Below are 16,602 nucleotides of genomic sequence, written 5' to 3'. Positions count from 1 at the left end.
TTTATTTGTATTTTACTGGCTTGATATGAGATAGGCCGTTTACATTCTCATTTCTAAATTGTAGATTTAAAACTAATCTGAAGCAGGAGGGAGAAGAAGTCCATTCGTGATATATGAGTAAACATTGCAGACGGATGGATATATCATCTGCTATCCCTTCAAAATCATTTTTACAAGGAAAGGAACTTATTTTTATATGTCACATACATCTCAAGAATTCCCTCAATTAGAAACAAAGCGATTACTTCTACGAAAAATGAGTATGGATGATGCGCCTACACTTTTTCGTTTTTGGTCGGATGAGAAAGTTACAAAATATATGAATATCCCGGCTTTTCAGGATGTGAGCCAGGCTACAGAAATGATTGATCTCTTAAACAATTTAGCTAGTTACAAAGAAGCGATACGATGGGGGATCGTGTTGAAAGAAACAAATGAGCTTGTTGGTAGCTGTGGCTACAACAACTGGGTCAAAGACGAAAGATGCCGGGGAGAAATCGGATATGACCTTGGAAAAGAATACTGGGGTCAAGGAATCGCAGCAGAAGCTTTGGAAGTTATGTTGGACTATGGTTTTACGCAGATGAAGTTAAACCGTGTGGAAGCCCTGGTGGAGCCGGAGAATATAGCATCGATCAAGCTGCTGAAGAAAATCGGGTTCCAAAAGGAAGGTTTGCTGAGGGATTACCAGTTTGTAAAAGGCAACTTTATTAACCTAGAGATGTATTCGCTGTTAAAAAGAGAGTGTATGATTCAGGACACGAAGTAACACTTGTTAAAGAAATCGTGGAAATATCACCATTTGGAGAACTGTTGTACGTTGGTGAGTCACAAAATCTAATATACCGATATTCCCGTCATTTCCTCATATAAAGAACCCGAATAAGGGACTTTTTTTGAAGTGTCCATTATTCGGGCTACAGTTCAGACGTCTTGGATCAGTCTTTTTTCGTTATTGCTTTTGAGTTTTAAAAACACGTGAATGAAATAATTAATCTTAAATCAAATCCAGTATATCTCCAGAACCTACCGCTCCATCTAAAACCTGCAACCGATCTAGGGCCTACAAAAATGGGGAAAAACCAGAACTCATCCCCATTCGCGAGCCAAACATACGTATTACGAAACAAGCAACGTGCAATAGCTCCTGGGTCAACAGCAAAGGTAGCAGCTTGTTGGGGAATAAATGGTGGTGGTGGAGATGTTGGCTGTTGTGCTTGTGTCCCTGGCGGCGGTCCCGGCGGTGGCATAAATACCATTCAACTTCACTCCTTTTAAAAATGATCCTCAACAGTCTATGCTCAAATGAATGAGATGGATTGGGCGAATAACGTAGCATATATAGAGTGATATATAGTAAAAGCCTCCCGGATAGTGGGAGGCTTCTTTCTAATTTCTATAAACAGAAGAAACATAAATTTATTAGCCTTGCTGCCCTTAAATAGGAAGAGATAGTTTTTCATAGATCTCGATTATTTTTTCGGTACTTTTCCTTTTTTCAATGTGACTGTTTTACCGCTATACCATATCGATCCATCCATCAGGAAAATATCCTCGTACTTTCCGTCTCCTTTGCTCAGCGTCCATGTCTTTCCTTCCTGCCCTTTCAGCAGGTTAATCGTTCCATCATTATTTTTCTTCCATTTTCCTTTGATGATTTTTCCATCCCAGGCACTGTTCCACACATACGTGCCATCCTTATTGACAGTGAGCGCGCTTTTTGGAAGTGTGCCGGTTGATGTATACAGCGTGCGTGTACCTGCCGCATAATTATCAAAAGAATACGATGTGCCAGGTACCCACAGAATAAATGTCCGGAAAGCGTAGTCAACCGAATTGGACTTAGAGGGTACTGTGCTCGGTTTATTTTTTGGCGGGATAACCGGCTTCACATCCTCCGCGTGAACGATCTCGATGTCTTGCGCTTGAACAATGTCGATGTTCTGAGCTTGATATACTTCTAACCCTTTAGCCTGCACTGGGATCAGTCCACCTAGTAAGGCAAGCGTCAGAACGGATAGCATGTTCTTCTTCATTCCTAGTCCCCCTAATTGCGGTACAATATCATGCCGCCTGTATAATTTAGTATGGAATCGTAAATGGCACTATGACCGCCTGCTTGATCAGCTTTCCACCCTGGGGCTTCAGCTACCTATATACGTTTCTCCGCGCATATAGCCACTGTCGGGTGCATAGACGCTAATCTCTTGTCCTTTTCTCCTTCCATTATTCCATTTTCTCCTAATACTATAGTAATGGGTAATTTTATTTATTCCGATTTATTGTGTTTTAAACTCTACGTATTCTACAACCGTTCCATCCGGGTATCGAACAGTCATGTTTTTTCCAGTTGGTACGGTTTGAATATCTCAAATGATTGTGCCACTTGTTCAATCAGATGCTCTTTGAATTCTGTGATCGAATCCATAACAAAAGTAGCGGTAGTTTGACGAAAAGGGGCCAACGCTTCTGGAGAACCGGCTAGAATAAGTAACGAGCCGATAGCAGTCAGTTCAATGTCGACATAACTAAAGCGATGTATTGGTTTAGTATGGAGAACAGCCATCATAAAAAGAGAGGGCTTGATCCATATCGGATACATATAAGCGGGTTGAGATGCTAGGAACCTTTACTTGATTGATCTCCACTTTTAGCAATACACAGATAAATAATTCTCACAAATTAAACTAAACTTCTTATCTCCATACGGCATCTTTGTCTTGGAAATGAAAGCGTACAACAGCTATGTCAAAGGCTGCGAAGATGCAAAGAGTTGGATTCAGTTTTTGAAGAATGGACAGCGGCATGAGTTGTATTTGTTGGCACAAAGGGCGTAGAAGTGGAAGTAACAAAGGCTATCGTGGTACGCGAGAATGAGCTTTTGACGGCGATCCATAAGCATACCGAGCAAAAGATGTTGGTTAAGCAGGCCAACAAGATGGTCGATGTGTTGCGGAAGGCGAATATCACAGATGAGAAAGTGCGGGAGCAGCATGTCACCGATATTCAGAGGCGTACAGAGCAAGTGGAGAATGGGATATGCCCGAGCTGTAACAGTCCGTTAGTCGAGCGCATGGGGCAGTATGGGGCGTTCCTGGGATGCTCGGGTTATCCATGCTGCAAGTTCAAGGTGAGTATGAAGAAGGAAAAAGGGCTTGTTCGGTCATAATAGTTGGGATAGACGAGAGAGACTTTCACTTCTTGTATGGGATTAAGTCGCTTATAGTAATGATTGCTAATCCAAGTAAGCCAAAAGGGACATATTCCTTATAATTAGAAGCTGTTGGGTTAAAAAGAAGGTAGCTGAGGAAGAAGCAAAGCCCCAGCAATTTGATGGCCAAACGTATTCTTTTCATATTCACCGATATCATTCCTGTTCTCTTTATTTTTCTATTTTACCGTCATTACTTTACTACGTCTTCATCCCTATTATACCTCCGATGTTCGTTAGCCGATTGTTCGGCCCATTTTTCTAGGGCGGTTCTGCTAAAGAAAAATTCCTCTCTGATTTTGAAGAAGGGAATTATGTCGGGGAAGGCGTCCTTTGATTCTTTTATCCACTTCTCTTCTGTTTCTACCATGATTCGCAGCTGATCTTCCTGAAGATTAAGGAACGCGGCGGCTTCCGGTAGAGTGAGAACAGCTTTTGTATCGGCATTCGGTAGAGAGGTTGGTTGTATAGCAGGTTGCGGTTGCGGTACTGGGGAAGTTCTGATGATGTAGCTGCCGCCTATAATTGAGAGAGAAATTAATAATGCTCCTGCAAAAAAAGAGAGATTCTTCATGCTTTTCTCCTAATTGATTTTTTACTTCTAGTATACTTAATTACCATAAATTATAAATGAAAATATAGGAAAATAGATGCGGTTATTGTAATTTAATAAGAGGGAGTGCAGAAGGGATACTTGCCAGATATGCCAAGAGAAATTGGACATTGGAAATGGAGATCGAAGAGGCTTCCCTGATGCCTAAGTAAATCAGGCGATTCACTAAAATCACTTCCGAAAAAAGAAAAAGACACCCATAAAGGATGCCTGTGGAAAGTGGTGGTGATACACATGTCTACATTCTAATACGGTAAGTAGAATAGATAAATGGCTTGACCAGATTTTTCATGTAAACGACATGGTTACTACATAAAATTAACATTTAGGTGAGCGCAGCATAATGTTGTGCTCTTTTTGTTGGCTTAAAACAGAAGATATGTATCGTAATTTATAAGACGCTTCTTTGCCTCCTACGTAAAACAAATATCCTGTTACCTAACTTATTTATACTTATTTGTTTATGCAACTTAGTACACACATTCGATAGTAGTGCTTCAGAGTATAAGTTATATCTTAAAACGAGTGATAACCTCATTTAACTCCTCAGCCATTTTAGATAGCATAATAGAGGCAGATGCAACCTCCTCCATAGAAGCAGTTTGTTCTTCAACAGCGGCAGCAACCTGTTGAGTATTTTCAGCAGCAGATTCGGAAATGTCAGTCAGTTGATTCATGGATTGTATCATTTGTTGTGTACCAGTTTGAATATGGGTAACAACTTCCGTTACCTTTCCGATTTGACCGGATACATCTTGCACAGCGATACGAATTTCTTTAAAGGCTACAGAAGCATTATCGACCATGACCATTCCTTCACTAACAGCTGAACTCCCTTCTTGCATAGCTTGAACAGCTTTATCTGTCTCGGATTGAATATGAGTAATTAAATAACTAATATCATCAGCTGCATGAGCAGATTGTTCAGCTAGTTTACGAACTTCGTCAGCAACAACAGCGAATCCGCGCCCGTGTTCTCCAGCGCGGGCAGCTTCGATGGCGGCGTTTAACGCTAGTAAATTCGTCTGTCCAGCAATTGAAGTGATAAGCGATACAATCTTTCCGATTTCTTCAGATTTTTGACCGAGTGTATGGATAATATCGTCAGAACGCTGGACTTTTTCGTTTATCAGATTCATATGTCCACGAGCAGTTTCTACGACTTGAATGCCACTAGCAGATGTCTGTGCAGCATGTTGAGATGCTTCGCTAACTTCATGGACGCGATTCGTAATTTGGTGTATACCATCGGATACACGTGTTACGATGGCGTGAGTAGTGGTCACAATGCCTGATTGGGTATCTGAACCAGTGGCAACCTGTTGAATTGCTTCTGAAATTTGTTCGGTTGCTTTGCTCGTTTGCTCAGCACTAGCTGTTAATTGCTCAGAAGTGGCTGCGACATGGTGTGAATTATTGGCTACTTGGAGCATCATATCACGAACCTTCATGGTCATGTCGTTGAAGTTATCTGCCATTTGTCCAAATTCATCAACAGAGTCTGTTTCGATCGTTTGCGTAAAATCTCCAGTAGACATTACTTTTGATATGTTATTAATGCGTGTGATGTTAGAAGTAATGTAGCGACTATATAACAGAATTACACCAATGATGATCAGAATCGCAATTGCACTAACTGTAGTAAGAATTTTCATCAAAGATTGCAGTGGTGAAAATAATTCATGCTCAGGCATCACAAGTGCGAGTACCCAGTCTGTTTGCGGTATACGAGTAAAAAAAATCTGATTTTTCCCGTTCGCATCTTCAAAAACAGAGTGCCCATTTTTTTCGCTGGCCATTTGCTTGGAAAGCGAAGCCAATGACTTGTTTGGATCTTGAGCAAGTTTTGTTTTCATTACCTTTTGTTCATCAGGATTGGTTATATAAGTTCCAGTATTATCGACTAAAAACGCCCAGCCAGTATTCCCGACTTTTGTATTACGTATTATTTTCTGCAGTTCTGTAATATCGATATCACCTGTTGCTACACCAAGCAAATTTTTATTTTGATCATAAAATGGGGCAGTAGCCGTTACCATCGTAACATTAGTGGAATTATCCAGGTATGGAGGTGAGTATGTAATAGGTTGAGTAGAGGTTTTGCCTCTGATGTACCAATCTTGATTTGGATAGTCATATTTTGGATCACTATATTTATCTGTAAATGTTACATTGTCACCAGTACGATATGCATAATATGAGAAATATTTTAGATTCGGACGGTATTTATTCGGCTCAAAGTAAACGCCGGTACCAAAAGTGTCAGAACTTAGGGATAAGCTATTTTTTAATAGCGAAGTATATTGGGTAGGTGTTAATGAAGTAGGGGCTGTTTCAATAGCACGAGCAACTCCTTTGGTTAACGTACTATGAGCCGTGATTCTGATTTGTAATTCATTACTGATACTCTCCATCTGATTTTTCATTTTTTGATTGATTTCTTGCTCGATCAGTGATCGTGAATAAGAATAGGAAATAAATACAATGGTAAGTAGTGTAACAATGGTAAGGGGCAATATCGAGAACATTGTACGCATTTTAATACTAGTAAACCTCACAGAACCATTCCTCCAGAAAAGCGAATTAATATTTATATGTTTTAGATTATAGCATCCAAAGAATAGGTTATTTAATACTATTGACCTAAGTTTTACGTAATCAAATTATTATTTACATATCTTTTATAAAAAATAAATAAGGAGACGAGTCTCTACTATTACCAAAAGGTTTGTTCAAATGGCTGAACAAAAGTTGAGTGGCGACTATCTGCAATGATTCACAGTGTACTTTACTTGCCTGACTTGGATGCGATGCAAGATGTAGGCGGGCGCGGATTTTTTTATTGTACTTGTACTTTTTTATTTCTTAATAAAGCTCGAAACAGAGCCTGCTTTACTTCTTTCTCTGAGCATTCATACAGTTGATGATCGTTAATCTTGAAAATACCCAGTTGCAACAGTTTTTCTATATATCGATCCAGTGTTATCATCGTGAAATTACCTCTCTTAATACATTGGCATTCTAAGTCCTGATGCTACAAAACAAATAATAAAGGACTTATATTGCGTGCCAATTAAAAAAATATGAACTCCATTTTAACTTTTGATTAATTAATACGAAATCTCACTGCTTTACTCCAAGCTGGAGGTATCTTCATCATTCTATCCATATGGATGATAATTTTTTCGTCAAATGAACGAAAAAATAAAAAGGGTTGGTGAAAACCTCTAAATTTGTTATAGTTATTATCAGTTTCTTACACTGCCTCGATAATGGCAAACTCATTGAAAAGTGAGGACGCAAAACCACGGGTCTAACGTTTAACAAACTATGATGGCCGGGTTACCGAAAGGAGAAAAAAGATGAGAAGATCATATTCACTATCTTTTAAGTACAAGGTGATTCAGCGAGCTTTAGAAATACAAGACCTAAATAAAGTGGCTAGAGAAAATAGACTGAACAGTCGGATGATCTACCGTTGGATAAAAGAATATAAACAAGGAAAGTATGAAGTTTCTTCCTTGATTTAGAGATGTACGGCGCATTATATACAGTCAAAAGCCTTCCGGAGTTAGCGGAAGGCTTGTTTATTTTTTCATTTTGATTGAAGCATATAATTCACAGAGCCCACACCATTTTTTATCTATAGGCATATATCAGGTAATGTAGATGATTATCCCAATGAAAAACAACAGGAGGGAATAATACATGCAAGAATATTTACCTGTTAATGTAGAACAACAAGTAGATGAGCGCCCGTATTACTATTACCCACGTCCTCGACCTTATCCTTACTATCCACCTTATTATTACCCACCTTATCCTTACTATCCACCTTATTATTACCCACCTTATTATTACCCGTATCCACCATACCCTTATCCATATCCACCATATCCGTACTACCCACATGGACATCGTGACGAATGAAAGGTTAAGAACAAAAGGGTGTTGCCCTCTAGAATCAGGAGAGAAGAAGATAACTTGAACAAAAAATAAGGAGCTTAAGGCGCGAGTAATCGCGTCTTTTTCTATTTCCGGAAGAGACTGTGTGGGACGGAAATACACAAGCAGTCACATTGAAAAAAAGGGGTACGATAGCATGCAAAAATTAGATTATTTCCTGGGTATGAATCTTCTCTTTAGCACAATTAGAAAAATTATTTATAGTTGTTTTAAAGCATAAACCTCTTTCCTCCCCTCTAATTACCATGTATATTAACGCCTCTTTATCCTGCTCTCCATCACTTATATATAAAATCTTGCGTTCAACCCTAAACTTACCGAATGCTCCATTAGAATATATTCCATTTACGCTAATCTTCACATTGAGCACGTCCTTCTCATGATGCTTATACTTACAAAGTATGTTTAGAGAAGGAATATGATGTTTAATCAGCTAACCTAATTCATGAATTTGCCAATCGAAAATATGTATACTATCTCCTCATAATAAGAGGCTTACTTTATTTTTCGTCAGTTCTGTATCTAAGAGAGAGGAAAAGAAGAGAAAAGATTGCGGATAGGAATATACGTTCTTATAATGAGGATAAGAGGAAGGGATCACGAAAGCGGGTGAATGCGATGATTTTGTTATGTGATATGAATTCTTTCTTTGCTTCTGTGCACCAAAGCATGCAACCAGAGCTGCGAGGCAAACCGGTGGTGGTCGCAGGGAACCCTGAGAAACGAAAGGGGATTGTGGTGGCTGCCAGTTACGAGGCAAAGGCATACGGAGTATACACAACGATGCGCTACCGTGACGCGTGGAAATGCTGTCCGAAGGCGATATTTGTACAGCCTGAGCATACTCTCTATCGTCAGTACTCTGAGGTCATCATGCGTTTTCTCTCTCGTATCGCACCTTGTGAGGTAGCTTCCGTTGATGAAGCATATCTGGATATTACAGAAATCATCAAGCGTGGTCATTCTCCTAAAGAGGTCGCCTCCTATATTCAGCGCAAGCTGGAATCTGAGCTGCGAATCCCGTGTAGTATCGGAGCTGGACCGAATAAGTTGATTGCGAAAATGTGTGCGGATGTGAAAAAACCACGCGGATTTGTGGAGATGGGGCAGCGTCAGTTTCAAGCGTACTTCTGGCCACAACCCGTAAACCGGCTGCATGGCTGCGGCAAAAGCACAGCCGAGAAGTTGAAACAGAAAGGAATTCATACCATCGGACAATTGGCGGCTCGCCCATTAGAAGACTTACAGCAATGGTTCGGGAAAAAGGGTGAGTATTTGTATAAGGCAGCATGGGGAGCGTATGTGTCCCCGGTTAATCCAGAGCGGAAGAAGGGGGAGAAAAGCATCGGCTCTTCTCGTACGTTTGCGGTCGATACGATGGAGCGGTCGTTGATTGAGCAAACGGCTCGTGAGTTTAGCCACAAGCTGGCCGAGAAAGTGCAGCGCCAACATAAACGAGCCGCGACGGTCTCGGTAGAGGTGAAGTTCGATTATCGCCAGGCTGTTTCTCGCAGCATCACACTGGAAGTGCCAACAGATCGTGCGGATGATATTTACCGAATAGCCATGCATACATATGAGTTGCATTTTTCGGATCGTCCGATTCGCTTGTTTGGGATTCGACTCAGCAACTTAACGGCACAGGTGTATGAGCAGTTGAAATTTTCGTTTTGATACCGTGTACTAGCTTGTGGCTGGGAAGTGGGGCGGTCTCTGATATATCGGGAAATAGATACAGTTCTAGCTTACAGTTAGGATGAAACTTTTTGTTTCAACCATAAATAATAGAGGAAATTCCACATGGCTAAAATACTTGTTACAATTTAACCATGTCGAAAAGGGGGGTATAAAAATGAAGGTAAGTTTGCTAGGAACAGGCCGGATGGGGCAAGGGTTAATTAAAGTTTTGTCGCCACACATTAAGGGAATCATCTGGGGTTCCCGGACACCAGTAAAAGTAAACCATTTAATAAATGAACTAAAGTGTGAAGGTGTTCAATCTGCTACCTATGAGGAAGCTTTAGAGGCTGATATTATTATCCACTCTCTCTGGTTTAGAGACCTTTTACCCTTTGCAGAAGAAAACAAGAAAAAGCTGGCCAATAAAATTTTGGTAGATATCGTAAACCCGTTTACAGAAGATTTCAGTGATTTTACTACAGAATGGGGCACCTCTGCTGCGGAAGAACTGCAAAAAGTAATCCCAGACACAAAAGTAGTGGGCGCATTCAAAAATACCTTTTTCAAAATTTTCGATAATCCGCTTCACAATGGTTTAGAAAGCGATGTATATGTGACATCTGATCACGAAGAGTCGCGGCAAACAGTTATTACATTATTGGAGCCGCTACCGTTTCGGGTTTTTGATGGAGGAGTGTTGAAAAATAACCGAACGATTGAGCGAATGACGTTATTTGAACGAGAGATGGCGATACGCTATGGACATTATCCGTATGTTTCATTTCGATTGTTTGGAAACGAAAAAACAAATGAATGAGATGTATAGAAGAATTTATTTGAAGCTTTGTAGAAGTAGCCTCCCGGTTTTTTCCGAAGCAGATAGTAGTGTAATGATTCGCTTAGCATTTACATCTGTAATCGAAATCGTTTTTAGCGTATCATGTCCCAAATGCTCAGCAGCAAGTTTAGGAAGAATGGCGATCCCTGCACCTGCTGCAACGTAACCGGGAATAAACTCACCAAAGTCTACTTCTACCCCGATTTTGGGTGTGATATGATGTTTTGCTAAGTTGTTTGTAATCGTTTTTCTGATCGTACAATTTGCAGGATATACAACAAAAGGTTCATTAACCAGCTCAGGCAATGCAACTGAATCTTTAGTGACATAAGGGTGGTTTTTAGGGAAAATAACATAAAAAGGGTCATCAAAAAGATCATGAGTCCAAAAAGATTTATGGGTAGGCAAACGTTCAATTACTGCTGTGTCAATAATCTTTGATTGTAACAAGTTTACTATTTCTTCAGATGTATTTCGCACAGTGATTTCTATTTCGATCCCTTTTTCCTTTAAGGATACAATTTTTTCGGGCAAATAATAAGCAGCTAGGCTTGGAATCGTACCTAAAGAGATTACTTTCTTTTCTGCATATTTTTGTAATTCTAGCTCAATGGCTTTTAACTCGGCAAGAAGCGGCTGTATTCGTCTAAATAACACCGATCCAGCTTCGGTTAATTCTATACCGAAAGGCGATCGCGAAACCAGGTCCACACCAAAATAGTCTTCTACTCTCCGTATTTGCTTGCTTAGAGCAGTATGTGTTAGATTTAGTTTTTCACTGGCTTTAGAAATGCTTTTAGTAGTAACAGCTTCTAAAAAATTATCTAAATATTCTATATTCATCATGCGGCCCACCTTAAATTGTTATACGGTAATGTGTATAGTTATAAAATTATCATGATAGACTGCATCATAGAAGAAAGAATTACTTTGCTATGATGAAATAAACGAAGGGGGATTCTCGTTGAAAACGATTCAAAAGATGTATGAGCACCTAAATTGGGCTAACCGACGTATTCTTGAAACCTTGCAAAGTATTGAAGATGAAAATCAGCGAGGGAGGCAGTACTTTTCCCACATTCTTCTTGCAGAAAAAGTATGGATCACTAGATTACAAGGATCGGACAGCTCACAACTTCCCATCTGGTCGGAGATCGATATAGAAGTTTGTGCAGAACTTGTTAAACAAAATGAAGAGAGTTTTACAGCGTTTCTTACTAATGTAGCGAATACTGACTTAGACAAAATAATATCCTACACAAATAGTAAAGGAAAAGAATTTACGAATTCTGTACGGGATATTTTAACTCATGTAGCCTTGCATGGTCAGTATCATCGAGGACAGATTAACTCAAGACTTCGAGCGGAGGGTGTTGAACCAGTTACTATTGACTTTATTACATTGGTGAGAACGAAACCTTAAAATTGAAGGTGTGTTAAAAAATATGTTGACGCAAAATTAGTTAGGATCCATACTATATACATGACCAACGATAATAAAGGAACAAATGACATTGACGCTACTCCCTCACTTATACAATCTAAGCGTCAGATTGAACGCTATAACCTAGATGTAGATGCACAGGCTATACTCGTCGCGTCTAGGCTAATGGCAGCGGGAGCCAAGCTTGGACATGCTGCGGAGATTCATTTCTCCAGATTCGGCTTATCGACAGGGCGATATCGTTTACTGGCAGACCTTGAAGACAACGAAGGAGAGGAGCTGCCCTCGCAATTAGCCGAACATCTAGGTGTTACACGTGCTACAGTGACAGGTCTTATCGACACTCTTGAGCGAGATGGTCTAGTATCCCGTCGAACCAGTTCAGAAGATGGCCGTCAGAAATCGGTTATTTTGACGAAGGAAGGGAGAAAGAAGCTCTGCGAAATGGCTCCTGAGCATTTTGCTCGTCTAGAAGCAATGGTGGGCTTACTCAGTATCGAAGAGCGTAGCGTATTTCTCGACCTGCTAGGCAGAGTTACACAAGGTATCTCAGCACTTACGGATGAATCAGGCGAATCAAAGTAATGCACCAGGAAAGAGTAGAACGGGCTAGTGAAACTAGCCCATTTTCACTGCCATATAATTAGGGACCTAATCATATGGCGGTGAAAGCAACTACTAAACTATTTATAAAGAAGAAAGGAGTAACGAAATAAACAAGATGAACTATCAGAATAATACAGAAGGTATTTGTGATGCCAAAGCTACGGGTTCTGATGCAAAGAATTTTGTGCTGTGGCGTGAAGTTGTAATGGCATATGCTGCTCCTGCCATTATGGCAAGTATAGGGGGATTGGTCACCGCTGACAGGGGCCCTGCTTGGTCTATTCGCGGCATGGGTGACATCTGGTTTACTAGAAATTTTTAATCCGAGCGATCACTTAGTCTGGTTCGGTCGTGTTTGGACCGATTTCCCACTATCTGCAACGATCGCAAGCACGACAGTAACATGGCGATGGCGCCTTACCATCACTAAAAATTTTTCGGTTAACGGAGGAGATAGAAGATGATTGTTATAATTGGAGCAACAAGTATAATCGGCAGTGCACTTTTGAAACGTTTGATTGATCTTGGCGTACCTGCGCGGGCGCTAAGTAGAGAGCCTGAGAAATTACGGAGTCAGATCGGGGATTTAGGTCAGTCGACTATCGAGGTCGCAGCGGCTGATGCTTCCGATCCTGAATCGTTGCGCCGTGCGTTTACAGGAGCTACCCAGCTTTTCCTTACAATGTCCAACAGTCCAAGACAGATCGAATTGGAGACCTCGATCATTCGCATTGCCGCCGAAGCTGGAATCGAGCACATCGTAAAGATATCCAGTCCTGCCTTCGAGAAAAGCTCTCCAGTGGCAGTGGCGGGTTGGCATGGCAAAATTGAGAAAGCTCTATGCGAATCTGGTCTCACCCACACGGTGTTGCGTCCGTATGCGTTCATGCAAAACTTACTGCGTTTTGCCCCAACGATCGCAACGCAAGATGCTTTTTTCGGCTCCATGGGTGATTCGCGATGTAACTTTATTGACTGTCGAGATATTGCGGATGTTGCCGCAGAGGTCCTGACCAACCGAGAAGTATCAGGACAAATATATACGCTTACCGGTTCGGAGATTTTCAGTTATCCCCAGATCGCGAGTAAATTATCCGCCCTGCTCAATCGACCGATACGCTACATAGACATGGACCGCGAAGTACTACTTCGTAATCTAATCGAGTACGAGCACATGCCTTCTTGGCTTGCGAACCATGTTGTGGAAATTCAAGCCATGTCTACGGTGGTGCCGGAAAGACCTACGGACACTGTAAAGAGCTTGCTCGGTAGAGAGCCACGCACACTAGACGCTTTTCTGCATGAGTATGTAGAAAAATTCCGGTAATGGCGGAGTCCGCTGATCTAAACTTGGAGAATGATTTTGACGAAGCCCAATGTACGAGAGCAAACTTAGCACTTGATGAAAATTTCCTAATAGATTAAGATAGTTCAAATACAGATCCGCATTTGACATATTGCGAATTTGTAATTCATTAGAGAAGAAACGAATATCTAATCTGTTTGGATGGAGTTGAGTTGTTGTGGTAATGCAAGTAATACGAAAAACACAAACGATAGTTCGCTATCAGAATCATGACAGTAAAGTATACTACGGAATTGTTGAGGATGATGAGATTTTACAATTATCCAGTAATTTTACTGAAATTGCAAATAATCAACTAAAATATGACGGTGTAAGAGTTAAATATAGCGATGTGAAAATTTTGGAGCCTGTAGTTCCCTCAAAAGTGGTTAATTTCGGTTGGACATATGCGGAACACGTAAAAGAAGTTGGGGGACAGGCCAATCTCAAACAACCGCTTTTATTTTTAAAACCGATATCTGCCTTGATTCCAGATCAGGGGGAAATCATTCTTCCGCCAAATGATTTAACCAATCAGGTGGAAATGGAGGGCGAATTGGCGCTTGTTATTGGGAAACGCGGCAAAAACATAAAAGAAGAAGAGGCATTAGATTATGTTTTGGGCTGTACTGTATTTAATGATGTGACTGCAAGAGACCTTACACATACGGATCCTCAGTATACACGCGGCAAAGGTTTTGACACGTTTGGTCCTTTGGGTCCATGGATTGTGACAGGTGTAGATCCAACTAATTTACGAATCGTTACAACTTTAAACGGCGAGGTCGTACAAGATTGTAATACCAATCAGATGTCATTTTCTATTCCTTTCCTTATTAGTTGGATCTCACAGATTATGACACTGGAGCCGGGTGATGTCTTGGCTACTGGTTCACCTTCTGGCAGTTGTCCAATGAAGTCAGGCGATGTCGTCTCTGTGGAAATAGAGAATATTGGCAAGCTATGTAATAATGTAAAATAAGAAATTAATTTTTATAATTATCAAAATATTATAATAGAGAAGGATAGCGGCCATAAAGGCCGCTTTTTGATTTGCGACAAACGTAGCGGAATTTAACGCAACAAGACACAACAAAAAGCGTCAAACCCCTGATTTAGAAGGATTTAACGCAATAGTACAGGACATAATAAAAATGTATGTTAACCAACTGCAGAAAGGATGGTGAGGGTTAATGGATAAAAAGAAAGAACACGACTCTCTTCCTGCAACACGATTTGCTCCGGGAGAAAATCAGTATCGAAACGATAAACTGGATACGGATGTATCGAGCTTTATTTTAAGCGAAGAGAATCAACCGAATAATGAGGAAGCAGATCAGGAAGAAGGATATCAATTTCTATACTGGCAATAAGCAAGGATAAAGAGTCGCTCCGATGGAGTGGCTTTTTCTTTTAGAACGGAGATAGGCGGATGAATGAAAGAAATCAAAGTAAGACCTTTGCAAGTAAAAGCGCTAGTAACGCAAAAGGAGCTTGCAAAAAGAATCCTAAAAATAAAAACAAAAGAAATCTTTTAAGCGTCAACAAATTGTTTCGTAACAAGTACTTTAAAGTGAAAAAAGAATACGGATATATAATCAAAACAGATGTAACAACACCCGGGACATAACTCTGAAAGAAAATAAATTGTAGTAGATGACCTATACCATTTGCCAGAAATATACCGGGAACTAAAAATGAAAAGAACGTTATAGCACGCATACCTAAAAAACGTTTTTGGTGTAAAGCTCGATAGCATCCTAATAAGGTTAAAATCCACAAAAGAATAAATGCAAATGCAAATTGTGCGATTGTAATGCTAAAAGGTATCAAACATGGGATTTGAAATTGAAGTCGGTGATGAAAGAATCGATACGATCCCTGTTTTTTCTGAATTAGCGGCGTCTTTTCATATACAGAAAATTTAAAATCAAAAATAAAGGATGATGATGTAAAATATAGAAAAAGGGGTGTGTTCTAGTGAATAATCAAGCAGTACAACTATATGATTACCATACCTGGGCAAACAAAAGAATTTTAGAGCATGTAAAGAATCTGCAGCAGGAAATTTACAATAAAGAAGCTCAAGGAGTCTTTCCTTCTGTTTCGGAAGCATTGACACATATCTATCTGATGGATGCTTTGTGGTTAAGTGTTATGTCTGGTGATAGCTTTTCTACAAGTATCGAGCTATTACAGCAATTGTCAGAGACCACGAGGGGGAAAAGTGTACATGAAATGGAAACAGCGTTCCTCACTTTATCCGAACGCTACAAAGCTTTTTTTGAACACAAGCAAAATCTAGATGAAGCATTTTCAATTGAGCATCCTCATTTTGGTCGTTTAGAAACTCGTCTTTCTGAGTTAATACAACACGTAGTTAATCACGGAACATATCATCGTGGACAGGTAACGGACATGCTGCGGCAGTTAGGACATTCAGGTGTTTCTACTGATTATGTTTTTTATTTGTACGAAAAAGGACGCTCGTAAGCAAAATTAAAAATTCTCGATAGATTGGGGATTCTGTCATGCTTATTAAGAAAATACCAAGGGAACTTAAGGACGACATCATCAGTAACATCCAACTTTATTTTAGTGAGGAAAGAGAGGAGACTATAGGTAACCTGGAAGCTGAACAGCTACTCGATTTTATATTGAATCAAACAGCACCCATTATTTATAATCAGGCGTTACGTGATGCTAGAACTGTCATTCAACAACAATTTACTTCTCTAGAGGAAGAAATATATGCTTTACATGTAAAAACCATTTCGGAAAAGCATTCCCAATAGGGAGTGCTTTTTATTATGTAAAACCATATGATTTGGGAAATACTGTTGAAATTGTTTTGTTTATCTGTATCATGGTAATATATTGTAATTTTTGCATAGTAAAG

General features: G+C 40.0%; 22 protein-coding genes, 1 pseudogene and 1 riboswitch. Of the genes and pseudogenes, 15 read left to right on the top strand and 8 right to left on the bottom strand.

Going from position 1 to position 16,602, the window contains the following annotated elements; genetic code table 11:
• Window positions 1-196: 196 nt before the first annotated feature.
• A complete protein-coding gene (locus CB4_RS14655) occupies window positions 197-769 on the top strand; it encodes a GNAT family N-acetyltransferase (protein WP_096467764.1) in 573 nt (190 codons plus the stop codon).
• Window positions 770-968: 199 nt separating this feature from the next.
• On the opposite strand, the gene CB4_RS21650 is transcribed toward CB4_RS14655, so the two are convergent.
• Window positions 969-1,259, bottom strand: a complete 291-nt coding sequence (locus CB4_RS21650; protein ID WP_096466502.1) for a transporter — start codon at window positions 1,257-1,259, stop codon at window positions 969-971.
• A 213-nt stretch (window positions 1,260-1,472) separates the two neighbouring features.
• Window positions 1,473-2,036 carry a hypothetical protein gene (locus CB4_RS14645; RefSeq protein WP_096466501.1) on the bottom strand — a complete coding sequence of 188 codons (564 nt, stop codon included), beginning with the start codon at window positions 2,034-2,036 and terminating at the stop codon, window positions 1,473-1,475.
• Between the two features lie 690 nt (window positions 2,037-2,726).
• Here CB4_RS14645 and CB4_RS22070 point away from each other — a divergent pair.
• Both CB4_RS22070 and CB4_RS14635 read left to right on the top strand, forming a co-directional pair.
• Complete coding sequence (locus CB4_RS22070) at window positions 2,727-2,837, top strand: hypothetical protein (protein ID WP_408607747.1); 111 nt, start codon at window positions 2,727-2,729, stop codon at window positions 2,835-2,837.
• Window positions 2,838-2,839: 2 nt separating this feature from the next.
• Complete coding sequence (locus tag CB4_RS14635) at window positions 2,840-3,169, top strand: topoisomerase DNA-binding C4 zinc finger domain-containing protein (RefSeq protein WP_197703122.1); 330 nt, start codon at window positions 2,840-2,842, stop codon at window positions 3,167-3,169.
• Between the two features lie 235 nt (window positions 3,170-3,404).
• On the opposite strand, the gene CB4_RS14630 is transcribed toward CB4_RS14635, so the two are convergent.
• The 3 genes from CB4_RS14630 to fbpA form a co-directional block, all read right to left on the bottom strand.
• Window positions 3,405-3,785, bottom strand: coding sequence for a MerR family transcriptional regulator (locus CB4_RS14630; RefSeq protein ID WP_096466500.1), 381 nt, complete (start codon window positions 3,783-3,785; stop codon window positions 3,405-3,407).
• Window positions 3,786-4,333: 548 nt separating this feature from the next.
• On the bottom strand, window positions 4,334-6,361 hold the full coding sequence (locus tag CB4_RS14625) for a methyl-accepting chemotaxis protein (RefSeq protein WP_096466499.1): 2,028 nt from the start codon (window positions 6,359-6,361) through the stop codon (window positions 4,334-4,336).
• A gap of 302 nt (window positions 6,362-6,663) precedes the next feature.
• Window positions 6,664-6,813: a Fur-regulated basic protein FbpA gene (gene fbpA, locus CB4_RS22065; RefSeq protein WP_096466498.1), complete on the bottom strand. Its 150-nt coding sequence runs from the start codon at window positions 6,811-6,813 to the stop codon at window positions 6,664-6,666.
• Window positions 6,814-7,088: 275 nt separating this feature from the next.
• Window positions 7,089-7,174: riboswitch (cyclic di-GMP riboswitch) on the top strand.
• Window positions 7,175-7,186: 12 nt separating this feature from the next.
• On the opposite strand from fbpA, the gene CB4_RS22060 reads away from it, so the two are divergent.
• The gene (locus tag CB4_RS22060) at window positions 7,187-7,354 is read left to right on the top strand and encodes a transposase (protein WP_096466497.1); all 168 of its coding nucleotides are present in this window, start codon (window positions 7,187-7,189) and stop codon (window positions 7,352-7,354) included.
• A 581-nt stretch (window positions 7,355-7,935) separates the two neighbouring features.
• Here CB4_RS22060 and CB4_RS14605 read toward each other — a convergent pair.
• A complete protein-coding gene (locus CB4_RS14605) occupies window positions 7,936-8,151 on the bottom strand; it encodes a hypothetical protein (protein ID WP_096466495.1) in 216 nt (71 codons plus the stop codon).
• Window positions 8,152-8,426: 275 nt separating this feature from the next.
• On the opposite strand from CB4_RS14605, the gene CB4_RS14600 reads away from it, so the two are divergent.
• Entirely contained in the window at window positions 8,427-9,464 is a 1,038-nt protein-coding gene (locus CB4_RS14600; RefSeq protein ID WP_231956028.1) for a Y-family DNA polymerase, read from the top strand.
• Window positions 9,465-9,642: 178 nt separating this feature from the next.
• Window positions 9,643-10,287, top strand: a complete 645-nt coding sequence (locus tag CB4_RS14595; RefSeq protein WP_157737994.1) for an NADPH-dependent F420 reductase — start codon at window positions 9,643-9,645, stop codon at window positions 10,285-10,287.
• A gap of 15 nt (window positions 10,288-10,302) precedes the next feature.
• Here the strand turns inward: CB4_RS14595 and CB4_RS14590 are convergent, their stop codons facing one another.
• Window positions 10,303-11,154, bottom strand: a complete 852-nt coding sequence (locus tag CB4_RS14590) for a LysR family transcriptional regulator (RefSeq protein WP_096466492.1) — start codon at window positions 11,152-11,154, stop codon at window positions 10,303-10,305.
• Window positions 11,155-11,272: 118 nt separating this feature from the next.
• Between CB4_RS14590 and CB4_RS14585 the strand changes: the two genes are divergently transcribed.
• The 7 genes from CB4_RS14585 (at window position 11,273) to CB4_RS21645 (ending at window position 15,333) form a co-directional block, all read left to right on the top strand.
• Window positions 11,273-11,731 (top strand): DinB family protein, encoded by a 459-nt coding sequence (locus tag CB4_RS14585; protein WP_096466491.1) that lies wholly within the window; start codon window positions 11,273-11,275, stop codon window positions 11,729-11,731.
• Window positions 11,732-11,791: 60 nt separating this feature from the next.
• Window positions 11,792-12,337, top strand: coding sequence for a MarR family winged helix-turn-helix transcriptional regulator (locus tag CB4_RS14580; protein ID WP_096466490.1), 546 nt, complete (start codon window positions 11,792-11,794; stop codon window positions 12,335-12,337).
• 136 nt (window positions 12,338-12,473) lie between these two features.
• On the top strand, window positions 12,474-12,680 hold the full coding sequence (locus tag CB4_RS21980) for a hypothetical protein (protein ID WP_309146620.1): 207 nt from the start codon (window positions 12,474-12,476) through the stop codon (window positions 12,678-12,680).
• A 138-nt stretch (window positions 12,681-12,818) separates the two neighbouring features.
• A complete protein-coding gene (locus tag CB4_RS14570) occupies window positions 12,819-13,685 on the top strand; it encodes an SDR family oxidoreductase (protein WP_096466489.1) in 867 nt (288 codons plus the stop codon).
• Between the two features lie 202 nt (window positions 13,686-13,887).
• Window positions 13,888-14,685, top strand: coding sequence for a fumarylacetoacetate hydrolase family protein (locus CB4_RS14565; RefSeq protein ID WP_096467762.1), 798 nt, complete (start codon window positions 13,888-13,890; stop codon window positions 14,683-14,685).
• A 211-nt stretch (window positions 14,686-14,896) separates the two neighbouring features.
• Window positions 14,897-15,076, top strand: a complete 180-nt coding sequence (locus tag CB4_RS14560) for a hypothetical protein (protein ID WP_096466488.1) — start codon at window positions 14,897-14,899, stop codon at window positions 15,074-15,076.
• A 59-nt stretch (window positions 15,077-15,135) separates the two neighbouring features.
• Window positions 15,136-15,333, top strand: coding sequence for a hypothetical protein (locus CB4_RS21645; protein WP_231956027.1), 198 nt, complete (start codon window positions 15,136-15,138; stop codon window positions 15,331-15,333).
• Between the two features lie 5 nt (window positions 15,334-15,338).
• On the opposite strand, the pseudogene CB4_RS22055 reads toward CB4_RS21645, so the two are convergent.
• A pseudogene (locus CB4_RS22055) lies at window positions 15,339-15,536 on the bottom strand (HXXEE domain-containing protein); the annotation flags it as partial.
• A gap of 147 nt (window positions 15,537-15,683) precedes the next feature.
• Between CB4_RS22055 and CB4_RS14550 the strand changes: the two are divergent.
• Window positions 15,684-16,196 (top strand): DinB family protein, encoded by a 513-nt coding sequence (locus CB4_RS14550; protein ID WP_096466486.1) that lies wholly within the window; start codon window positions 15,684-15,686, stop codon window positions 16,194-16,196.
• A 38-nt stretch (window positions 16,197-16,234) separates the two neighbouring features.
• The gene (locus CB4_RS14545) at window positions 16,235-16,498 is read left to right on the top strand and encodes a DUF2164 domain-containing protein (protein WP_096466485.1); all 264 of its coding nucleotides are present in this window, start codon (window positions 16,235-16,237) and stop codon (window positions 16,496-16,498) included.
• The last annotated feature ends 104 nt before the right edge of the window (window positions 16,499-16,602 follow it).

The organism is Aneurinibacillus soli (genome assembly GCF_002355375.1).
GTDB lineage: Bacteria > Bacillota > Bacilli > Aneurinibacillales > Aneurinibacillaceae > Aneurinibacillus > Aneurinibacillus soli.
Note: the sequence above shows the minus strand (reverse complement) of the source record. Positions and strands in the feature narration are given on the sequence as shown.

Excerpts from the sequence above, each read along its gene's own strand:
- CB4_RS14655 (WP_096467764.1), top strand. The coding sequence starts at position 197 with ATGTCACATACATCTCAAGAATTCCCTCAATTAGAAACAAAGCGATTA.
- CB4_RS21650 (WP_096466502.1), bottom strand. The coding sequence starts at position 1,259 with ATGGTATTTATGCCACCGCCGGGACCGCCGCCAGGGACACAAGCACAA.
- CB4_RS14645 (WP_096466501.1), bottom strand. The coding sequence starts at position 2,036 with ATGAAGAAGAACATGCTATCCGTTCTGACGCTTGCCTTACTAGGTGGA.
- CB4_RS22070 (WP_408607747.1), top strand. The coding sequence starts at position 2,727 with ATGAAAGCGTACAACAGCTATGTCAAAGGCTGCGAAGATGCAAAGAGT.
- CB4_RS14630 (WP_096466500.1), bottom strand. The coding sequence starts at position 3,785 with ATGAAGAATCTCTCTTTTTTTGCAGGAGCATTATTAATTTCTCTCTCA.
- CB4_RS14625 (WP_096466499.1), bottom strand. The coding sequence starts at position 6,361 with ATGCGTACAATGTTCTCGATATTGCCCCTTACCATTGTTACACTACTT.
- fbpA (WP_096466498.1), bottom strand. The coding sequence starts at position 6,813 with ATGATAACACTGGATCGATATATAGAAAAACTGTTGCAACTGGGTATT.
- CB4_RS22060 (WP_096466497.1), top strand. The coding sequence starts at position 7,187 with ATGAGAAGATCATATTCACTATCTTTTAAGTACAAGGTGATTCAGCGA.
- CB4_RS14600 (WP_231956028.1), top strand. The coding sequence starts at position 8,427 with ATGAATTCTTTCTTTGCTTCTGTGCACCAAAGCATGCAACCAGAGCTG.
- CB4_RS14595 (WP_157737994.1), top strand. The coding sequence starts at position 9,643 with ATGAAGGTAAGTTTGCTAGGAACAGGCCGGATGGGGCAAGGGTTAATT.
- CB4_RS14590 (WP_096466492.1), bottom strand. The coding sequence starts at position 11,154 with ATGATGAATATAGAATATTTAGATAATTTTTTAGAAGCTGTTACTACT.
- CB4_RS14580 (WP_096466490.1), top strand. The coding sequence starts at position 11,792 with ATGACCAACGATAATAAAGGAACAAATGACATTGACGCTACTCCCTCA.
- CB4_RS21980 (WP_309146620.1), top strand. The coding sequence starts at position 12,474 with ATGAACTATCAGAATAATACAGAAGGTATTTGTGATGCCAAAGCTACG.
- CB4_RS14570 (WP_096466489.1), top strand. The coding sequence starts at position 12,819 with ATGATTGTTATAATTGGAGCAACAAGTATAATCGGCAGTGCACTTTTG.
- CB4_RS14565 (WP_096467762.1), top strand. The coding sequence starts at position 13,888 with ATGCAAGTAATACGAAAAACACAAACGATAGTTCGCTATCAGAATCAT.
- CB4_RS14560 (WP_096466488.1), top strand. The coding sequence starts at position 14,897 with ATGGATAAAAAGAAAGAACACGACTCTCTTCCTGCAACACGATTTGCT.
- CB4_RS21645 (WP_231956027.1), top strand. The coding sequence starts at position 15,136 with ATGAATGAAAGAAATCAAAGTAAGACCTTTGCAAGTAAAAGCGCTAGT.
- CB4_RS14545 (WP_096466485.1), top strand. The coding sequence starts at position 16,235 with ATGCTTATTAAGAAAATACCAAGGGAACTTAAGGACGACATCATCAGT.